At 70.5% G+C, this 16,735-nt stretch carries 15 protein-coding genes; 6 read left to right on the forward strand and 9 right to left on the reverse strand.

Annotated elements, in window-relative coordinates; all coding sequences use genetic code 11:
- Positions 1-100: 100 nt before the first annotated feature.
- The 3 genes from SY91_RS19645 to SY91_RS19655 all read left to right on the forward strand — a co-directional run bounded on the left by SY91_RS19645 (position 101) and on the right by SY91_RS19655 (position 3,554).
- On the forward strand, positions 101-1,336 hold the full coding sequence (locus tag SY91_RS19645; protein WP_043887897.1) for a multidrug effflux MFS transporter: 1,236 nt from the start codon (positions 101-103) through the stop codon (positions 1,334-1,336).
- A gap of 125 nt (positions 1,337-1,461) precedes the next feature.
- Positions 1,462-2,136 (forward strand): response regulator, encoded by a 675-nt coding sequence (locus tag SY91_RS19650; protein ID WP_043887898.1) that lies wholly within the window; start codon positions 1,462-1,464, stop codon positions 2,134-2,136.
- A complete protein-coding gene (locus SY91_RS19655) occupies positions 2,133-3,554 on the forward strand; it encodes a sensor histidine kinase (RefSeq protein ID WP_043887899.1) in 1,422 nt (473 codons plus the stop codon). The genes SY91_RS19650 and SY91_RS19655 overlap by 4 nt, the downstream gene beginning before the upstream one ends.
- Before the next feature lie 55 nt (positions 3,555-3,609).
- Here SY91_RS19655 and SY91_RS19660 read toward each other — a convergent pair whose 3' ends face one another.
- From SY91_RS19660 to SY91_RS19695, 8 genes are all read right to left on the reverse strand, one after another.
- Positions 3,610-4,476, reverse strand: a complete 867-nt coding sequence (locus SY91_RS19660; protein ID WP_023476889.1) for an MOSC domain-containing protein — start codon at positions 4,474-4,476, stop codon at positions 3,610-3,612.
- An 87-nt stretch (positions 4,477-4,563) separates the two neighbouring features.
- A complete protein-coding gene (locus tag SY91_RS19665) occupies positions 4,564-5,517 on the reverse strand; it encodes an ABC transporter substrate-binding protein (protein ID WP_023476890.1) in 954 nt (317 codons plus the stop codon).
- A 33-nt stretch (positions 5,518-5,550) separates the two neighbouring features.
- The gene (locus SY91_RS19670; protein WP_023476891.1) at positions 5,551-6,735 is read right to left on the reverse strand and encodes a c-type cytochrome; all 1,185 of its coding nucleotides are present in this window, start codon (positions 6,733-6,735) and stop codon (positions 5,551-5,553) included.
- A 50-nt stretch (positions 6,736-6,785) separates the two neighbouring features.
- Positions 6,786-7,607: an ABC transporter ATP-binding protein gene (locus SY91_RS19675; RefSeq protein WP_023476892.1), complete on the reverse strand. Its 822-nt coding sequence runs from the start codon at positions 7,605-7,607 to the stop codon at positions 6,786-6,788.
- The gene (locus SY91_RS19680) at positions 7,601-8,695 is read right to left on the reverse strand and encodes an ABC transporter permease (RefSeq protein WP_043887900.1); all 1,095 of its coding nucleotides are present in this window, start codon (positions 8,693-8,695) and stop codon (positions 7,601-7,603) included. Before SY91_RS19680 ends, SY91_RS19675 begins: the two co-directional genes overlap by 7 nt.
- 4 nt (positions 8,696-8,699) lie before the next feature.
- A complete protein-coding gene (locus SY91_RS19685) occupies positions 8,700-9,734 on the reverse strand; it encodes an ABC transporter substrate-binding protein (RefSeq protein WP_012338267.1) in 1,035 nt (344 codons plus the stop codon).
- Between the two features lie 30 nt (positions 9,735-9,764).
- Positions 9,765-10,604 (reverse strand): class II aldolase/adducin family protein, encoded by an 840-nt coding sequence (locus SY91_RS19690; RefSeq protein ID WP_043887901.1) that lies wholly within the window; start codon positions 10,602-10,604, stop codon positions 9,765-9,767.
- Positions 10,605-10,637: 33 nt separating this feature from the next.
- The gene (locus SY91_RS19695) at positions 10,638-11,723 is read right to left on the reverse strand and encodes an LLM class flavin-dependent oxidoreductase (RefSeq protein ID WP_023476895.1); all 1,086 of its coding nucleotides are present in this window, start codon (positions 11,721-11,723) and stop codon (positions 10,638-10,640) included.
- Between the two features lie 228 nt (positions 11,724-11,951).
- Here SY91_RS19695 and SY91_RS19700 point away from each other — a divergent pair, with 228 nt between their 5' ends.
- Complete coding sequence (locus tag SY91_RS19700) at positions 11,952-13,304, forward strand: acyl-CoA dehydrogenase family protein (protein WP_105798194.1); 1,353 nt, start codon at positions 11,952-11,954, stop codon at positions 13,302-13,304.
- Between the two features lie 79 nt (positions 13,305-13,383).
- Here SY91_RS19700 and SY91_RS19705 read toward each other — a convergent pair whose 3' ends face one another.
- Positions 13,384-14,358 (reverse strand): LysR family transcriptional regulator, encoded by a 975-nt coding sequence (locus SY91_RS19705; protein ID WP_185921310.1) that lies wholly within the window; start codon positions 14,356-14,358, stop codon positions 13,384-13,386.
- A gap of 17 nt (positions 14,359-14,375) precedes the next feature.
- Between SY91_RS19705 and SY91_RS19710 the strand changes: the two genes are divergently transcribed.
- Both SY91_RS19710 and SY91_RS19715 read left to right on the forward strand, forming a co-directional pair.
- Positions 14,376-14,942: a cysteine dioxygenase gene (locus SY91_RS19710; RefSeq protein ID WP_011547818.1), complete on the forward strand. Its 567-nt coding sequence runs from the start codon at positions 14,376-14,378 to the stop codon at positions 14,940-14,942.
- Positions 14,943-15,047: 105 nt separating this feature from the next.
- A complete protein-coding gene (locus tag SY91_RS19715) occupies positions 15,048-16,673 on the forward strand; it encodes a rhodanese-related sulfurtransferase (RefSeq protein WP_043888500.1) in 1,626 nt (541 codons plus the stop codon).
- Positions 16,674-16,735: the final 62 nt, after the last annotated feature.

Raw genomic sequence — 16,735 nt, forward strand, 5'->3', positions numbered from 1 at the left:
AGTGGTCCAGTCGACAGTCGATTTAATGGTCCTTCAGCTTATATCACTTTCGCCTTAGATTGCTGTCGACCCACTCATCCGTCCGATCCGGACTTACCGCATGAAGACGCGTTCATTACCCCGCCGGGGCTGGCTGTTCCTGTTGATGCTCGTCGTGTGCCTGCCGCGCGTCACGATCGACGCGTACCTGCCGTCGCTGCCCGCGATGGCGGATGCGCTGCACGGCACCGACGCGCAGCTGCAACTCACGCTGACCCTCTACATGGTCGGCTATGCGCTGTCGATGCTGGTGTCGGGGCCGCTGTCCGACCGCTACGGCCGACGGCCGGTGCTGCTCGGCGGCCTGTGCGTGTACGTCGTCGCGAGCGTCGCCTGCGCATGGTCGACCAGCATCCCGGCGCTGATCGCCGCGCGCATGTTCCAGGCGCTGGGCGGCTGCAGCGGCACCGTGATCGGCCGCGTGATCGTGCGCGAGCGCTTTCCGGCCGCGACGCAGGCCACGATGCTCGGCCATATTTCGGCGGGCATGGCGCTGTCGCCGGTGGTCGCGCCGCTGGCCGGCAGCGCGATTGCCGAGTGGCTCGGCTGGCGCGGCGTGTTCGGCTGGCTGGCGGCGGGCGGGCTGGTCGCGACCGCGATGGTGCTGCGCTACCTGCCCGAGACCCGCGAGCGCGACGCGCGGCCGGCCGCCGGCGCGGGGCTGCTGCGGACCTACGCCGGCCTGCTGCGCGAGCGGCGGTTCCTGCGCTATTCGCTCGCGATCAGCTTTGCTTACTGCACCTACTATCCGTTCATTGCGGAATCGTCGACGCTGTTCCAGCGGCACATCGGCGTGTCCGGCCCGGTCTATGCGGCGATCTTCGGCGTGACCGTGCTCGGCTACCTGATCGGTTCGAGTGCGTTCGCGCGGACCAGCACGCGCCGGACGGCCGATTCGGTCATCGCGGCGGCGGCGGCCGTCAATCTGGTCGGCACCGCCGTGCTGTGGGTCGGCGGCGCGCTCGCGCCGGCTTCGGTGACGGCGCTCGTCGCGCCGATGTTCGTCGTGATGATCGCGGTCGGGATCGCGATTCCGGCCTGCCAGTTCGCGGTGATGCAGCCGTACACGAAGATCGCCGGCACGGCGTCGGGGCTGTTCTTCTTTATCCAGATGGCGATCACGGCCGCGTGCGGCGGCGTGCTGGCGTGGCTATCGGACGGCACCGTGCATCCGATGATCGTCGTCACGGTCGGCGCGAGCGTCGCGTTCGTCGCGGTGGTGGCCGGTTTCCGCGAGCGGCGCGTGACCGGCGACGCGCGCATCGTGGCGCGCAACCAGCCTGCTGCCGACCGCTGAGTCGCTGCGGCCGGCATCGCGCGCGGCGGCTTCGCGACACCCGCGCAACCCGTGTTTGCGCGAGGCGTGGAGACGGAAAGGATCATGTAATGTAGCGGGCTGTCGCTGACCTTACCGGAATCCCCATGCGTGTGCTGCTCGTCGAAGACAACCCGAACCTGGCCCAGTCGCTGAACGATGCGCTGAGCGCCGCGCGCTTCGCGGTCGATCACATGGCCGACGGCGAGGCGGCGGACCACGTGCTGCGCACGCAGGATTACGCGCTGGTGATTCTGGACCTCGGGCTGCCGAAACTGGACGGGCTCGAGGTGCTGCGACGACTGCGCGCGCGCCGCAACCCGGTGCCGGTGCTGATCCTCACCGCGCACGGATCGGTCGAGGACCGCGTGAAGGGGCTCGATCTCGGCGCCGACGACTATCTCGCGAAGCCGTTCGAGCTGACCGAACTCGAGGCGCGCGCCCGCGCGCTGATCCGGCGCAGTCTTGGGCACGAGCATTCGCGCGTCGAGTGCGGGCCGCTTTCGTACGACAGTATCGACCGCAGCTTCCATCTCGCGGGCGAGCCGCTGTCGCTCACGCCGCGCGAGCGCTCGGTGCTCGAGGTGCTGATCCTGCGCAACGGCCGCGCGATCAACAAGGACACGCTGTCGGAGAAGATCTTCGGGCTCGACGAATCGGTCAACGCCGATGCGATCGAGATCTACGTGTACCGGTTGCGCAAGAAGCTGGAGAACACGGGCGTCGCGATCGTCACGCTGCGCGGGTTGGGCTATCTGCTCGAAGCGAAGGCGAAAGGATGACCCGCCCGAACCTGCGCGCGCAGGTCGCGCTGTGGCTGCTGCTGCCGCTGCTGGGCCTGCTCGCGCTCGACTCGTGGCTCACGTACCAGCGTGCGATGAGCGCCGCGCACGTCGCGTTCGACCGCACGCTGTCGTCGTCGCTGAAGTCGATCCGCGAAGGCGTGCGGCTCAACGACGGCGAGATCGAGGTCGACCTGCCGTATCTCGCGCTCGAAATGCTCGAATCGAGCGACGGCGGCAAGATCTACTACCTGATCCGCGAGGACAACGGCCACACGATCACCGGCTATCCGGACCTGCCGCTGCCGCAGGGCCGCGACGCGGGCGACGGCGCGTTGTTCGTCACGCGGTACTACGACGTCGTGTATCGCGGCGAACAGTTGCGGATGGCCGCACTGCGCATCCCGGTGCACGACGTGCCGACCGCGCAGTCGCGCATCGTGTGGGTAATGGTCGGCGAGACGATCGAGGCGCGCCAGGCGCTCGCGCGCGAGATCCTGATCGGGTCGCTGTTGCAGGAAGGGCTGCTCGTCGTGCTGGCGCTCGGGATCGTGTGGCTCGGCGTCGGCCGCGGGCTGCGGCCGCTGAACCGGCTGTCGGCCACCGTCGCCGCGCGCAGCGAGGACGACACGACGCCGCTCGACACGGGCGCGATGCCGAGCGAACTCGCGCCGCTCGTCGATTCGATCAACCAGTACATCGGCCGCACGCAGCGGATGCAGGTGGCGCGGCGGCGCTTCTTCGCCGATGCGGCCCATCAGTTGAAGACGCCGCTCGCGGCCGTGCAGGCGGGCGTCGAACTCGCGCTGCGGCCGGACGAGCAGCCGCGCGCGAACGTGCATCTGCGGCGCGCGAACGGCGCGGTGCGGCAGGCCGCGAAGATCGTCCAGCAACTGCTGTCGCTGTCGCGGCTCGATTCGGACAGCGGCCATGCGGTCGCGCACAAGCCGGTCGCGCTGCACCGGCTTGCCCGCAGCGTGACGCTCGACTGGTCGCCCGTCGCCCGCGCGCGCGACATCGATCTCGGCTTCGAACACGAGGCCGACGTCGACGTGCTCGGCCAATCCGACTTGCTCGGCGAGATGATCGGCAACCTGATCGACAACGCGATCCGTTATGCGGGCGACCATGCGGTGATCACGGTGCGTATCTCGCGCGACGGCGAACAGGCGCGGCTCGACGTGATCGACAACGGGCCGGGCATTCCGGCCGACGAACGCGACGCGGTGTTCGAGCGCTTCCATCGCGGCAGCAAGACGCAGACGGTCGAAGGCACCGGGCTTGGGCTGTCGATCGTGCGGGAAATCGCGCGCGTGCATCAGGGCAGCGTGACGCTGGCCGATGCGGCCGGCGGCGGCCTCGTCGTGACGATCCGGCTGCCGGCGGCGGCGAGCGACGCGATGGCGCGCGCCGCGTGATCGGACGCGACGAGACGGCGCGTGAAGGGAATGCGGGGCGCTGTCCGGCTCCGGCTCAATCGCCGAAGCCGATCTCCGCTTCGACCGGCTGCCCGACTTCGAGCCACGCGCCCGCGCCTGCGATGACGATCGCGTTGATGCCGAACGTCAGCGCGCCGTCGTAGTTCGGGTTCGCGCGATAGGTCTGCATCGTGTCGGTCGGCTCGTGCGGCCATGCCGGATCGGGTGCGCCGGTGGCCTGGTCGATCGTCGGCATCGGGCAGCGCGTGCACAGCTTCACGAGCCGCAGCCGCACCGGCGTATCGCCGTCGACGTCGAGATGCTCGACGAAATCCTCTTCGTACGCATCGAGATCCGACACGACGATGTTCGGCCGGAAGCGGTTCATCGGAATGGCCGGCGCGCCTTTCGCGGCGAGCCGCGCGTTCAGGTCGTCGAGCGACGACTGGCCGATCACCAGCAGCGGATAGCCGTCCGCGAACTGCGTATGCGTATCGATCTCGCCGGTCCATTTGCGGTTGCAGCCGCGGCGCGCGTCGGGGCCGAAGCGTGCGAGCTTCGTCGGCACGCCGAGGAATTCGGTGAGCCATGCGGCCGTGTCGGCGCCGGTGTCGATCGCGTCGACGGTGTCGCGCCACACGGTCGCGGCCATCTTCGGCGTGGCGGGCGTCGCGTCGCCATCGAGCGGCGTGCGGATTTCCGGCATGCCCGGCGCGTTCAGCACGAGTGCATCGCCGTCGAGCGTCGGGCGGATCAGCGCGAGGCGCGGGTGCGTGCGCTGCGTGAGCATCTGCCCGTGCGGATCGGTGATCAGCCAGTGGCGGTCGTACGCGAGGCCCGTTTCCAGCAGTTGCGCGCGTGTCAGCGCGATGCCGGCGCAGGATTTGATCGGATAGACGAAGAGTTCGGTGATGGCTGGCATGACGCTGGCTGAAGGCGGGCTGATCGAAGCGCGATTGTGCCAGATCGTGCCGCAGCCGTTTGGGCGGCTGCGCGCCGCCCGCGCTCGTCACGCGAGCGGGAAGCCCGTGTCGAAGGTCGTGCGTACGTCGAGCGGCTGGCGCAGCAGCCCGGCCTTCAGGTAGAAGTCGGCCGTGCGCTGCTGCCCGGCGATCACCGGCGCGTCGATCGGCAGCCAGCGCGTGCCGCGGCGCTCGAATTGCAGCTTCGCGGCGGCCGGCGGAATGCCGATGATGCGCGCGAGCGCCGCCGAATACGCGTCGACGTGCCGGTACGACCAGGCCTGCGCGCGCACGACGCGCCGCAGGAAATCGTGCAGTACGTCGCGTTTCGATGCGATCGCCGCGTCGGTCGCCGCCAGATAGCTGAGGCCCGACCACAGCCCGCGGCCGTTGACCAGCACGCGCGCGCGGCCGCTCGTTTCGGCGAGCGCGGTATAGGGCTCCCAGGTTGCCCACGCGTCGATCGAACCGGTGGCGAGCGCCAGCATCGTGTCGGCCGGCGGCAGGAAGCGGAACGACACGGCATCGGGCGGCAGGCCGGCCGCGTCGAGCGCCTTCAGCGTGACGAAATGGCCGATCGAGCCGCGCGTGGTGCCGATGCGCTTGCCTTTCAGGTCGGCCGCGCCTTTCAGCGCGGCGTCGGGCTGCACGAGCACGGCCGTGCCGTACGGATCGGAACGGTTCGCGCCGATCACCTTGATGCGGGCGCCCGATGCCAGCGCGAAGATCACCGGCGCGTCGCCGATCGGCCCGCAGTCGACGGCGGCCGCGTTCAGCGCTTCGGCGAGCGGCGCGGCGGCAGGAAATTCGGTCCACGCGATGTCGTACGCGAGGCCGTTCAGTTCGCCGGCCGCTTCGAGCAGTGCGCGCAGCCCGCCTTTCTGGTCGCCGGCGCGCAGCAGCGGGCGTGCGCCCGATTGCGCGCGCACGACGGCGGGGGCGGCGGCGATCGTGGCAAGGGCGCTCGCCTGGGCGAGGAAGTGGCGTCGGGTCGGATTCATCGTGAAGTTCGGTTGAGGGAAGGGTTCATGAATTCAATGCGGGAGCCCGGCTTGTACGTCGCGCACGGGTTCCCGATCGACGCGCAGCAGCAGTGCGGTCAGCGCGTCGCCGCGGGTGGCCGGCGTGGACGGCCGGACAGCCGCCGTATCCGAGCGGCACAGCAGGTCGGCGTCCGACCAGCCGGCGCTGCCCGGCAACGCACGCGCGCGCAGCCAGCCGCGTCGATCCGCAAGCAGTTGCGTGCCGCCGAGCGCATCGGGCGCGACGCCGGCAATCGTCGCGAACGCGCGCCACGCATCGACGGTCGTCGCGACGCAGTTCGCACGCGAGCCGGTCGACGATGGCACCGACACCCCGTTTTCGGTGACCAGCAAGGTCTGCCAGCGCGCGTCTTCCTGCGGTGGCGTCGCGCCCGGCGCAAGCGCGACGACGCGCACGCGCTGGCCTTCGCGCCAGCGCTCGAGCGCTTGAGGCGCGGCGTCGCCGCACCGCACGTCGAGGGCCGGCAGCGGGACCGGCACCGGCCACGCGCCTTCTGCCTGCGCGCCGCTGCCGGCAGCCAGCGCTTTCAGGTAGTCGAGCACGGCCCAAGTGTCCTGCGGGCCGAGGGTCGCCGCAAAGCCGGGCATCGTCGGCGCGCCGTGCTCGTTCTGCGTGCCGTGGCGCACGCGCCAGAACAGTTCGCCGTCGAGGCGACGCGCGAGCAGCGCGCCGGCGAAGGTCGGCGGCCAGTGCGCGAGCGTGGCCGCGAGCGGCCCTTCGCCGCGTCCGTCCGTGCCGTGGCAGGCCGCGCAATGTTGCGTGTACAGGTGCGCGCCGCGCATCACGTTCGCTACGGAAAACGGCGCGGGATCGCGCTGAAAGCTGGTCGGCACGGCCGGCGCGAGCCACAGCGACGCAGGTGGCCACGGCGCGAACCACGCGACGGCCAGCGCGGCGATGGCCGACGCGATATGCCACTTGCGCGAAGCCAGCGCGGTGCACGCGAGCACGACGGCCAGCGCCGTCGCGCCACAGGCGAGCGCGAGCTGCCGCGTGAGCCCCGCGTCGATGCGCAGCGTCTCGAGCGCGATGCGATGCGCCCACGGCCACGCGGCCTGTCCCTCGGCGTCGCCGGTCAGGCCGATCGCGTGCAGCCCACGCGCCAACGCGATTTGCGCGCGATACAGCAGTTGCAGGAACGCGATGGCCCAGTCGGCGAACGGCGGCGCGTTCATCGCGCGCGTCCCCGGCGGATCGCGGTCAAACGTCGAACGGCATCCGGCATCTACCAGCTCGCATCGAGCCCGAGATGCCGCAGCGCGTCGTGCCGCAATTCGGCGAGGCGCGGGTCGCCGCGATGGCGCGGGTAGGGCAGGTCGACGCGCAGTTCGGCGACGATCGTTGCCGGGCGCGGCCCGAACACGATCACGCGCTGCGCGAGGAACAGCGCTTCTTCCACGTCGTGCGTGACGAGCAGCGCGGAGAAACCGTCGCGTTGCCACAGCGCGGTCAGCTCGGCCTGCATCGTGAGCCGCGTCAGCGAATCGAGCTTGCCGAGCGGTTCGTCGAGGATCAGCAGGCGCGGATCGTTGACGAGCGCGCGGGCGAGCGCGACGCGCTGCGCCATCCCGCCGGACAACTGATGCGGAAACACGTTCGCGAAGTCCTGCAGCCCGACGCGCGCGAGCGCATCGTCGACGCGATGCTGCGAGGCACGCGCCACGCCGCGTGCTTCGAGGCCGAGCGAGACGTTCGCGCGCACGCGCCGCCACGGGTACAGCGTCGGGTCCTGGAACACGACGATGCGCGACGGATCGGGCCGCTCGATCGGCACGCCATCCTGCGCGATGGTGCCTTGACGCGCGGCGTCGAGTCCCGCGACGAGGCGCAGCAGCGTCGATTTTCCGCAGCCGCTCGGGCCGAGCAGCGCGACGAATTCGCCGGCCGCGACCGACAGCGACACGTCGTCGAGCACCGGCAGCGTGCCGCCGGGGTCGTCGAATGCATGGCTCACGCGGCGGATGTCGATGCGCGCGCCGCGCGGCGGCGTGACGGCGGGCGCCGCGGCAGTGGCCGCGGACGGTTCGAGTACGGCGGCGCTTACCATTTGACGGTTCCTTTCTGCCACGCGAGCACACGGTCGCGCACGGCGAACAGCAGCGCGATCAGCCCGGAAAACAGCAGCGCCATCACGATCAGCGCCGCATACATGTTCACGTACGACGCCCAGCCCTGCGCCCAGCTCAAATACCAGCCGAGCCCCGACTTGACGCCCATCATCTCGGCGACGACCAACACGGTGAACGACGCGCTCAGCCCCATGAAGATGCCGACGAACACGTGCGGCAGCGCGGCCGGAATCGCGACGCGCAGCACGAGGAAGCGTGCGTTCGCGCCGAGCGTGCGCGCGACGTCGTAGTACTGCTTGTTCACGCTCGCGACACCGGACCACGTGAGCACGGCAACCGGGAAGCCCGTCGCCAGCGCGATCAGGAACGCGGCGGCCGAATAGCTCGACGGGAAGAAGTAGAACGTGAGCGGCAGCAGCGCGGTGGCCGGCACCGGCCCGAGCACGCGCAGCACCGGATGCACCCAGTAGCCGATCCGGCGCGACCAGCCGATCGACACGCCGACCGCGAAGCCGACCGTGACGCCGTACGCGAAGCCGAGTGCGAGCAGCTTCAGCGTGTTGGCGGCGCTGCCGGCGAGGCGCGGCCAGTCGTCGACGTAGACCTCGATCAGCGCCTGCGGCGGCGCGAAGAACGGCGTCGGCAGCCAGCCGGTTTTGGCGGTGACGATTTCCCACGCGGCGAGCACGAGCGGCAGCGCGACGAGCCACGGGCCGGCCGGGCGTACCCGCGCGAGCCGCGTGCGGGTCGCCGCAACCCGATGGCCGAGCGTCGCGGCGATGAGCAGCAGCGCGGCGATCGTCCACGCGGCCGTGCCGAACGTGTCGGTGTACGCCCAGTCGCTGAAGCCGACGATCCGGTTCGGCCACAGTTGCGTGAGTGCGCCGAGCGCGGCCCACGCGAATGCGGCGGCGATCCCGGTCGGCCAGATGCGCTCGCGCCGCGCCTGCGCGGCCAGCGTGGCTTCGCACGTCGTGCAGGCTGCGCGCGCGGAACCTGGAGCGTTGGCGGCGCCGGCCGGAGCCGCCGCGGTACGTGCGGCGGAAGCGTGTTCGATCGTCGACATCGTGTTACCCCAGTACGTTCGCATAGACCTGCTGCGCGAAGCGCTGCGGGTCCGTGCTCTTCTTCAGCACGCTGATGCGGCGGAAATCGTCCGCATAGAACGCGATTTCCTGCTGCAGGTCGACGTTGGTCGGGTGATGCGTGTAGGTGAGCGTCGCATACAGCTTGCGCAGATCCTCGGGGCTGATCTTCGGCGAATACTTGGCGAACACCTTCGCGGCTTCGTTCGGGTTGTCGTGCGTGTACTCGGTGGCCTGCACGATCGAGCGCGCGAGCGCGGCGGCCGACGGCCGGTCGTTGCGCACGAGGTCGCCGCGCGCGCCGATCACGCAGCACACCTTGCGCGCGTATTCGCCGGACAGGTTGGTCGCGAGTTCGGTATACGCGCCGTTGCTGCGCTTTTCGAGCAGATACAGATTCGGGTCGCCGTCGGCGATCGCGTGGATTTCGCCCTTGTCGACCGCGACGCCGAGCAGGTCGGCCGGATACTGTCGCCACGTGATGTCGCGCTCCGGATCGACGCCGTTCTTCGCGAGCAGGATCGAGAAAAAGTGCTTGCCGGGCGCGGCGAGATCGCTGACGCCGACGGTCTTGCCTTTCAGCGCCTGCAGCGTCGTGACGCCGGCCGCCTTCGCGCCGAGCAGGCGCACGCAGCCGCCGTGCGAACTGCCGATGATCTTTACGTCGAAGCCGGCTTCGAGCGGCTTCAGCCAGCGGTGGATCATCCCGACCGCCGCGTCGGCCTTGCCGGTCGCGATCGATTCGAGCAGTTGATCGGTCGAGCCGCTGTAGTTGATCAGCTCGACCTGCAGCCCGTTCTTCTCGAAGAAGCCGCGCTCCTGCGCGACGACGATCGGCGTCAGGCAGAACGCGTTCTGGTTCCACGCGAACGTGAGTTTCTTCAGCGGCGGCGCGGACCACGCCTTGCGGCCGAGCGTGATCGCGGGGACGGCGAGCGCGGCGGCGCCGGCCGCGCGCAGCAGCCGGCGGCGTTGGTCGTCGTGCGTGTCGGCGGGCGCGGGTGCGGTGGTGTGGGTCATTGTGTGGTCTCCGGGTGGCGCAAGGTCGGCTCAGTCGAGCAGATCGGGTTCGTCGGCGACGACGCGCGCGAACAGGCTGTCGAACGCATGCAGCGCACCGTCGGGGCCGCCGATCTGGCCATGCGTATGACGCGCGGTCGCGTGATCGATCGGTTGCGGCGTGCCGGCCGCTTCGGCCAGCAACTGCGTGTGCGCGGCATTGTCGAGCGCGATGTACCACCACGCGGCGGCCTCGACCGTCGGGCCGGCCGTCAGGATGCCGTGGTTCTTCAGGATCACGCCCTTGTGCGTGGTGCCGTCCGGCTTCGCGAGCGCATCGGCGATCCGCGCGCCTTCGCTGGTGTCGACGATCATCCCCGTGAAATCGTCGAACAGCGCGTGGTCTTCATAGAACACGCACGCGTCCTGCGTGAGCGGATCGAGCGGGCGGCCGAGCGTCGACCAGGCCTTGCCGTAGGTCGAATGCGTGTGCGCGGCGGCGACGACGTGCGGATGGGCTTCGTGGATCGCCGCATGGATCGCGAACGCGGCCTTGTTCAGCGGCCGCTGGCCGATCGCGGTTTCGCCGCGCGCGTTGACGAGCAGCAGGTCGGAGACCTTGATCTGCGAGAAATGCACGCCGAGCGGGTTCACCCAGAAATGATCGGGCAACTCCGGATCGCGCGCGGTGATGTGGCCGGCGAGGCCCGACGCGAAGCCGAAGCGCGCGAACAGGCGGAACGCGGCCGCGAGCCGCTCCTGCCGGTGGCGGCGCTCGGCCGCCACGTCGATGCGCGGCGCGGGCGGATCGAACCAGAAATGCTGGCGCGGGGTATCGGCGAGCACGAGTCCCGATGCGGTACGGTCGGGCGACGAAAGGACGGCGGACATGGTGGCGTGGGGCTCCGTATGGTTCCGTGGGGCTCAGGCGGCGCGGCGGGCCGCGTCGCGTGCGGCGACGGCGCCGCGCACGCGCGGAATCAGTTCGCGGCCGTAGTCGATCGCGTCTTCGAGCGGATCGAAGCCGCGGATCAGGAACGTCGTCACGCCGAGGTCGTAGTAGTCGAGCAGCGCGTCGGCGACCTGTTCGGGCGTGCCGACGAGCGCCGTCGAATTCGAGCGCGCGCCGGTGAGCTTCGCGATCTCGGTCCACAGCCGCTTGTCGACGCGCGAGCCGCGCTCGGCAGCGGCGAGCAGGCGGCGCGCGCCTTCGCTCTGCTGCGGGCCGCCGGCGCCGAGCCCGGCCGCTTCGCGCAGCCGGCGCGTTTCGTCGAGGATGCGGTGCGCGCGCGCCCATGCTTCGTCCTCGGTCGCCGCGAGGATCGGGCGGAACGACACGGAGAAGCGCACCTGGCGGCCGTGCTTCGCGGCTTCGGCGCGCACGCGCGTCGTCAGGTCGCGCACCTGGTCGAGCGATTCGCCCCACAGCGCGTAGACGTCCGCGTGCTTGCCGGCCACCGCGAGCGCCGCGTCCGACGCACCGCCGAAGTAGATCGGCACATGCGGCTGCTGGAACGGCTTCACTTCCGAGAAACCCTGCTTGAACCGGTAGTGCGCGCCGTCGTGATCGAACGGCTGCGGTTCCGTCCAGATCCGCCGCAGGATGCCCAGGTATTCGTCGGTGCGCGCATAGCGTGCGTCGTGATCGAGGAAATCGCCGTCGCGCTGCTGCTCGCTGTCCGAGCCGCCGGAGATGAAGTGCACGGCGAGCCGGCCGCGGCTGAACTGGTCGAGCGTCGCGATCTGCCGCGCGGCGAGCGTCGGCGCGGTGAAGCCCGGGCGATGCGCGAGCATGAAGTGGATGCGCTCGGTCGCGGCCGCCGCGAACGCGATCGTCAGCGTCGCCGACGGGCCGGTCGAGTGATGCGGCACGAGGATCCGGTCGAAGCCGGCCGTTTCGTGGGCGCGGGCAAAGTCGCGCACATAGTCGGGATCGACCACGGGGCCCGACGCCGGGTGGATTTCCGACTGTTTCTGGCTCTGGATCATGCCGATGAATTCGACGCTCATCTGGGTCTCCGGTGCAGGGATGTCCCGGCGCACGGCCGGGCAGGAATGGAGCGCAGGTTAACGCCGGGATCATGCGGAACGGAAATAATCAATCCCGATTTGAATATCAGATTTGCATGGTTTGGGGGCGCATGCGTTGCGCATACGCTGTGGGCTCGTGAATGATCGGGCGCGCGTGGGTGCCGCCTTCTTGCCGCCGTGTTCGACCTACCCAGGGAATCCGTTTCGATGTCCGCCAGCCTTGCCGCTTCCTCGCCGCCACCGCAACCTGCGCTGCGCCTTCTGCCCGCCGACCTCGCCAAAGCTGCCGACGCCGCCGACGAGACGAACGACGCGCGCCTCGCCGCGCTGCTCGAGCGTCTCGCCCCCGAACTCGCCGCCGATGCGGCCCGCAACGACGTCGACGGCCGCTTTCCGCACGAGAACTTCGCGCGGCTGCATCGTGCCGGGCTGATCGCGCAGGTCGTGCCGCGCGAACATGGCGGCGCCGGGGCGACGCTCGCGCAGGCGAGCCGGATCGTCGCGGCCGTCGCCGGGGCCGATCCCGCCACCGCGCTGGTGCTGACGATGACGTATCTGCAGCATCGCGCGCTCGGCCGCGCCGACAACCGCTGGCCGGCGCAGGTGCGGCGCGCGGTGTTCGACAGCGCGGTCGCGCACGGCGCGCTGATCAACGCGCTGCGCGTCGAGCCCGCGCTCGGTTCGCCGTCGCGCGGCGGGCTGCCGGCGACCATCGCCCGCCGCGACGGCGACGGCTGGCGGCTGTCGGGCCACAAGCTCTACAGCACCGGCATTCCGGCGCTGCGCTGGCTGGCCGTGTGGGCGCGCACCGACGAACCGGCGCCGCGCGTCGGCGTGTTTCTCGTGCCGCGCGAGCGCGCGACCGACGGCGAGCGCATCCGCGTGATCGAAAGCTGGAATCATCTTGGCCTGCGCGCATCGGGCAGCCATGAAGTCGTGTTCGACGACGTGCCGCTGCCGGCCGAATATGCGGTCGACGTGCGCGCGCCGGACGCATGGGTCGTGTCGGCCGCCACCCATGCGGATGCCGACGCGCAGGCCGATCAGCAGGCGTGGATGGTCGCGCTGCTCGGCAGCCTGTACGACGCGGTGGCGCGCGCATCGCGCGACTGGCTGGTCGAATTCGCGACGACGCGTGCGCCGAGCGGGCTCGGCGCGCCGCTCGCGACGCTGCCGCGCGTGCAGGAGGCGGTCGGCGAAATCGAGGGCTGGCTGCACACGAACCGCGTGCTGCTCGACGATCACATCGCGCGCACCGACGCCGGCAACGCGCCGTCGGTGACGACCAGCGGTCTCGTCAAGCGCACCGTGACCGAGCAGGCGATCCGGACGGTCGAGCAGGCGCTGAAACTGTCGGGCAATCACGGGTTGAGCCGCACCAATCCGCTGGAGCGCCACTATCGCGATGTGCTGTGCAGCCGCGTGCATACGCCGCAGGACGATGCGATCGCGGTGGCGGCGGGGCGGGCGGTGCTCGATGCGGCACCGCGCGGGCAGACGCATGCGCAGGCCGACGCGACGTCACGCAACGGGATCGAACGCGGCCCGCGTGATGCGTGAGCCGGGCCGGGTTGCCACGCACGGAAATCGCAAGGCGGGAGGCAGGCGCTGCGCGATGGCCGAGGCCACCACGGCTACGTTAGGCGGCCTTGTCGTGCGATCGCTCGGGCAGCGCGAACGCGGCGCGCGCATGCGCGGCGATGGTCGCGAGCGGCGCGTCGAAACGGGCCGCATCGTGCCGGCGCAGCAGCCAGAGATCGATCTGCGGCTTGAAATCGGCGAGTGGCACGATGTCGAGCGCGTCGCGCAGCGGGCTGCGTTCGACGAGCGGCAGCGGCATCAGCCCGAGGCCGAACCCGTTCGCGACGCTCTGCAGTTGCAGGTCGCGGCCGTACGCATCGAGCGTGACCGGCATCGGCAGGCCCTGCGCGTCGAGCGCGCGCCGCAGGCCCGCACGAAAGCCGCAGCCGTCCGGATTGAGCACCCAGCCGCGCGCGTGGCAATCGGCGAGCCGGTAGCTGCGGCGCGGCCAGTCGCCCTTGCGGCCGACCGCGACGAGCCGCGTGTCCAGCAGCCGAACGCCTTCGACCTGCGCCGGCAGCACCATTTCGCGGGCGAGGAAGACGAGTGCCGCATCGAGTTCGCGGCGGGCGATGCGTTCGACGAGCAGGCCGCCCCATGCGGTCGTGACCTGCGTCGCGAGCGCGGGCCATTGCGCGGCGAGATCGCCGATGAGTGCCGGCAGCATCAGCTCGCCGAGCCCCTGCGTGAGCCCGATCCGGAATTCGCCGGCCGGCGGCTGCTGGCCGGCCGTCAGTTCGCGCAGCGCGTCGACCTCGCGCAGGATCGCGCGACACTGTTCGAACACCTGCCGACCGATGTCGGTCGGGCGCGGCGGCTTCGTGTTGCGGTCGAGCAGCGTCACGCCGAGCGCTTCCTCGAGATTCTGGACGCGCCGCGTGATCGCGGGCTGCGTCATCCCGAGCTTGGCCGCGGCCTGGCTCAGGGTCTGGCAGCGGACGACCGCTGCAAAAGCGTCGATATCGCTAATTTTCATGTTTGTTCTGCATGGTCTTTCAGGTGCATCATGACGATCCATCATATTCGGCATCATATTCGAGGAGACGGCCGATGAGTACGCTTTCGTTGCAACAGACGCCGCTGCGGCCGTTCGTCGAGGGCCTGGATGCGCTGCTCGCGTCCGGCGCGAACGAGGCGCGCATTCTCGACGAGGGCGGCGCATTGCTCGCCGCGCTCGTCGAACACGACGACTGGTTGCCCGACGCGTTCGCGCAACCCGATCCCGAGCGCTACCGGCAGTACCTGCTGCATCTCGACCCGGACGAACGCTTCTCGATCGTCAGTTTCGTGTGGGGGCCCGGCCAGGCGACGCCGATCCACGACCACACGGTGTGGGGGCTGATCGGGATGCTGCGCGGCGGCGAATTCTCGCAGCCGTACCGGTTCGACGCGGCCGGCAAGCCGGTGCCCGCCGGCGACGCCGTGCGGTTGCGGCCGGGCGAGGTCGAGGCCGTGTCGCCGCGCATCGGCGACGTGCATCGCGTGACCAACGCGTTCGCCGACCAGGTATCGATCAGCATCCACGTGTACGGCGCGAACATCGGCAAGGTCGAGCGCGCGGTGTACCTCGACGACGGTACCGTGAAGCCGTTCGTGTCGGGCTATTCGAATGCCTGACGCACGGCCCGCTCGCGTGGCCCGTTGCGGGGGCGCGCTGGCAGGGCCAAGCTCGAGCCGTTCCGCTTTCTTCATCGACTTCAACCTATTCAACACTGAGACATCGTGACGCAATCCGCCGATTCCATTTCCCGCTTTCCCGTCGCGTCGTACCAGGACGTACGCGCACGCCTGCTGGCCCGCGACGAGATCGCGCTGATCGACGTACGCGAGGAAGATCCGTACGCACAGGGCCACCCGCTGTGGGCGGCCAACTTTCCGTTGTCGAAGCTCGAACTCGACGCATGGACGCGGATTCCGCGCCGCGACACGCCGATCGTCGTGTTCGGCGAGGCAGGCGGCGAGGATCTCGCGCCGCGCGCGGCCGCGACGCTCGCGCGGCTCGGCTACACCGACGTGCGGCTGCTCGACGGCGGCCTCGCGGGCTGGGTCGCGGCGGGCGGCGAACTGTTCATCGACGTGAACGTGCCGAGCAAGTCGTTCGGCGAATGGGTCGAGGCGGAGCGCCATACGCCGTCGCTGTCCGCGCAGGAGGTGCAGGCGCTGATCGATGCGAAAGCCGATGTCGTGATCGTCGACGCGCGCCGCTTCGACGAGTACCAGACGATGAACATCCCGACGTCGACCAGCGTGCCGGGCGCGGAACTCGTGCTGCGCGTGCGCGCGCTCGCACCGGATCCGAAGACGCAGGTGATCGTCAACTGCGCGGGCCGCACGCGCAGCATCATCGGCACGCAATCGCTCGTCAACGCGGGGCTGCCGAATCCGGTCGCCGCGCTGCGCAACGGCACGATCGGCTGGACGCTGGCCGGCCAGACGCTCGAGCGCGGTGCGGCGCGCCGCTTTCCGGACGAGATCGACGCGACGCAGCGGGCCGAAGCCCGTCAGGCTGCCCGCGCGGTGGCCGAGCGCGCGGGCGTGCCGCGCATCGCGCTCGAGGACGTCGCCGCGCTCGACGAACCGGGCCGCACGCTGTACCGCTTCGACGTGCGCACGCCCGAGGAATACGAAGCCGGGCATCTGCCGGGCTTCCTGAGCACGCCGGGCGGCCAGCTCGTGCAGGAGACCGACCATCACGCGGCCGTGCGCGGCGCGCGGATCGTGCTGGCCGACGACGACGGCGTGCGCGCGGACATGACCGCTTCGTGGCTTGCCCAGATGGGCTGGGACGTGCGCGTGGTCGAGCCGGCCGGCACCGCGGCATTCACCGGGCGCGGCCAGCCGCCGCGCGACGTGCCGGCGACGCCGCCCGCCGCCGACGTGTCGCCTGCGACGCTCGCCGGCTGGCTGAAGGAGGCCGCGCCCGGCGAGCTCGCGATCGTCGACGTGACGGCCAGCGCGAACTACGTGAAGCGCCATATTCCCGGCGCGTGGTTTGCCGTGCGCGCGCAGTTGCGCGACGCGCTGGCGGCGATTCCGCCCGCGAAGCGCTACGTGTTCACGTGCGGCTCGAGCCTGCTCGCGCGGTTCGCGGCGGATGACGCGCGTGCGCTGCTGCCGGCATCGGCCGAGATCCGGGTGCTGACCGGCGGCACGGCCGCGTGGATCGACGCCGGGCTGCCGCTGGAGAGCGGCGAGACGCATCTGGCGTCGCCGCGCGTGGATCGCTACCGGCGTCCGTACGAAGGCACCGACAACGCGGCCGCCGCGATGCAGGCGTATCTCGACTGGGAATACGGGCTGGTCGACCAGTTGAAGCGGGACGGCACGCACCACTTCAACGTGATCTGAGCGATGCGGGGCAACCGGGCGCGGCACGTCGTGCGCGGCGCCCGGTCACGAAGCGGATCGGC

The sequence above is a fragment of the Burkholderia cenocepacia genome, assembly GCF_014211915.1.
GTDB lineage: Bacteria > Pseudomonadota > Gammaproteobacteria > Burkholderiales > Burkholderiaceae > Burkholderia > Burkholderia orbicola.

What these genes read in the sequence shown, in the direction of transcription:
- SY91_RS19655 (WP_043887899.1), top strand. Translation starts at nt 2,133, where the DNA reads ATGACCCGCCCGAACCTGCGCGCGCAGGTCGCGCTGTGGCTGCTGCTG.
- SY91_RS19675 (WP_023476892.1), bottom strand. Translation starts at nt 7,607, where the DNA reads ATGGTAAGCGCCGCCGTACTCGAACCGTCCGCGGCCACTGCCGCGGCG.
- SY91_RS19665 (WP_023476890.1), bottom strand. Translation starts at nt 5,517, where the DNA reads ATGAATCCGACCCGACGCCACTTCCTCGCCCAGGCGAGCGCCCTTGCC.
- SY91_RS19680 (WP_043887900.1), bottom strand. Translation starts at nt 8,695, where the DNA reads ATGTCGACGATCGAACACGCTTCCGCCGCACGTACCGCGGCGGCTCCG.
- SY91_RS19710 (WP_011547818.1), top strand. Translation starts at nt 14,376, where the DNA reads ATGAGTACGCTTTCGTTGCAACAGACGCCGCTGCGGCCGTTCGTCGAG.
- SY91_RS19645 (WP_043887897.1), top strand. Translation starts at nt 101, where the DNA reads ATGAAGACGCGTTCATTACCCCGCCGGGGCTGGCTGTTCCTGTTGATG.
- SY91_RS19690 (WP_043887901.1), bottom strand. Translation starts at nt 10,604, where the DNA reads ATGTCCGCCGTCCTTTCGTCGCCCGACCGTACCGCATCGGGACTCGTG.
- SY91_RS19695 (WP_023476895.1), bottom strand. Translation starts at nt 11,723, where the DNA reads ATGAGCGTCGAATTCATCGGCATGATCCAGAGCCAGAAACAGTCGGAA.
- SY91_RS19700 (WP_105798194.1), top strand. Translation starts at nt 11,952, where the DNA reads ATGTCCGCCAGCCTTGCCGCTTCCTCGCCGCCACCGCAACCTGCGCTG.
- SY91_RS19705 (WP_185921310.1), bottom strand. Translation starts at nt 14,358, where the DNA reads ATGATGCCGAATATGATGGATCGTCATGATGCACCTGAAAGACCATGC.
- SY91_RS19650 (WP_043887898.1), top strand. Translation starts at nt 1,462, where the DNA reads ATGCGTGTGCTGCTCGTCGAAGACAACCCGAACCTGGCCCAGTCGCTG.
- SY91_RS19670 (WP_023476891.1), bottom strand. Translation starts at nt 6,735, where the DNA reads ATGAACGCGCCGCCGTTCGCCGACTGGGCCATCGCGTTCCTGCAACTG.
- SY91_RS19685 (WP_012338267.1), bottom strand. Translation starts at nt 9,734, where the DNA reads ATGACCCACACCACCGCACCCGCGCCCGCCGACACGCACGACGACCAA.
- SY91_RS19660 (WP_023476889.1), bottom strand. Translation starts at nt 4,476, where the DNA reads ATGCCAGCCATCACCGAACTCTTCGTCTATCCGATCAAATCCTGCGCC.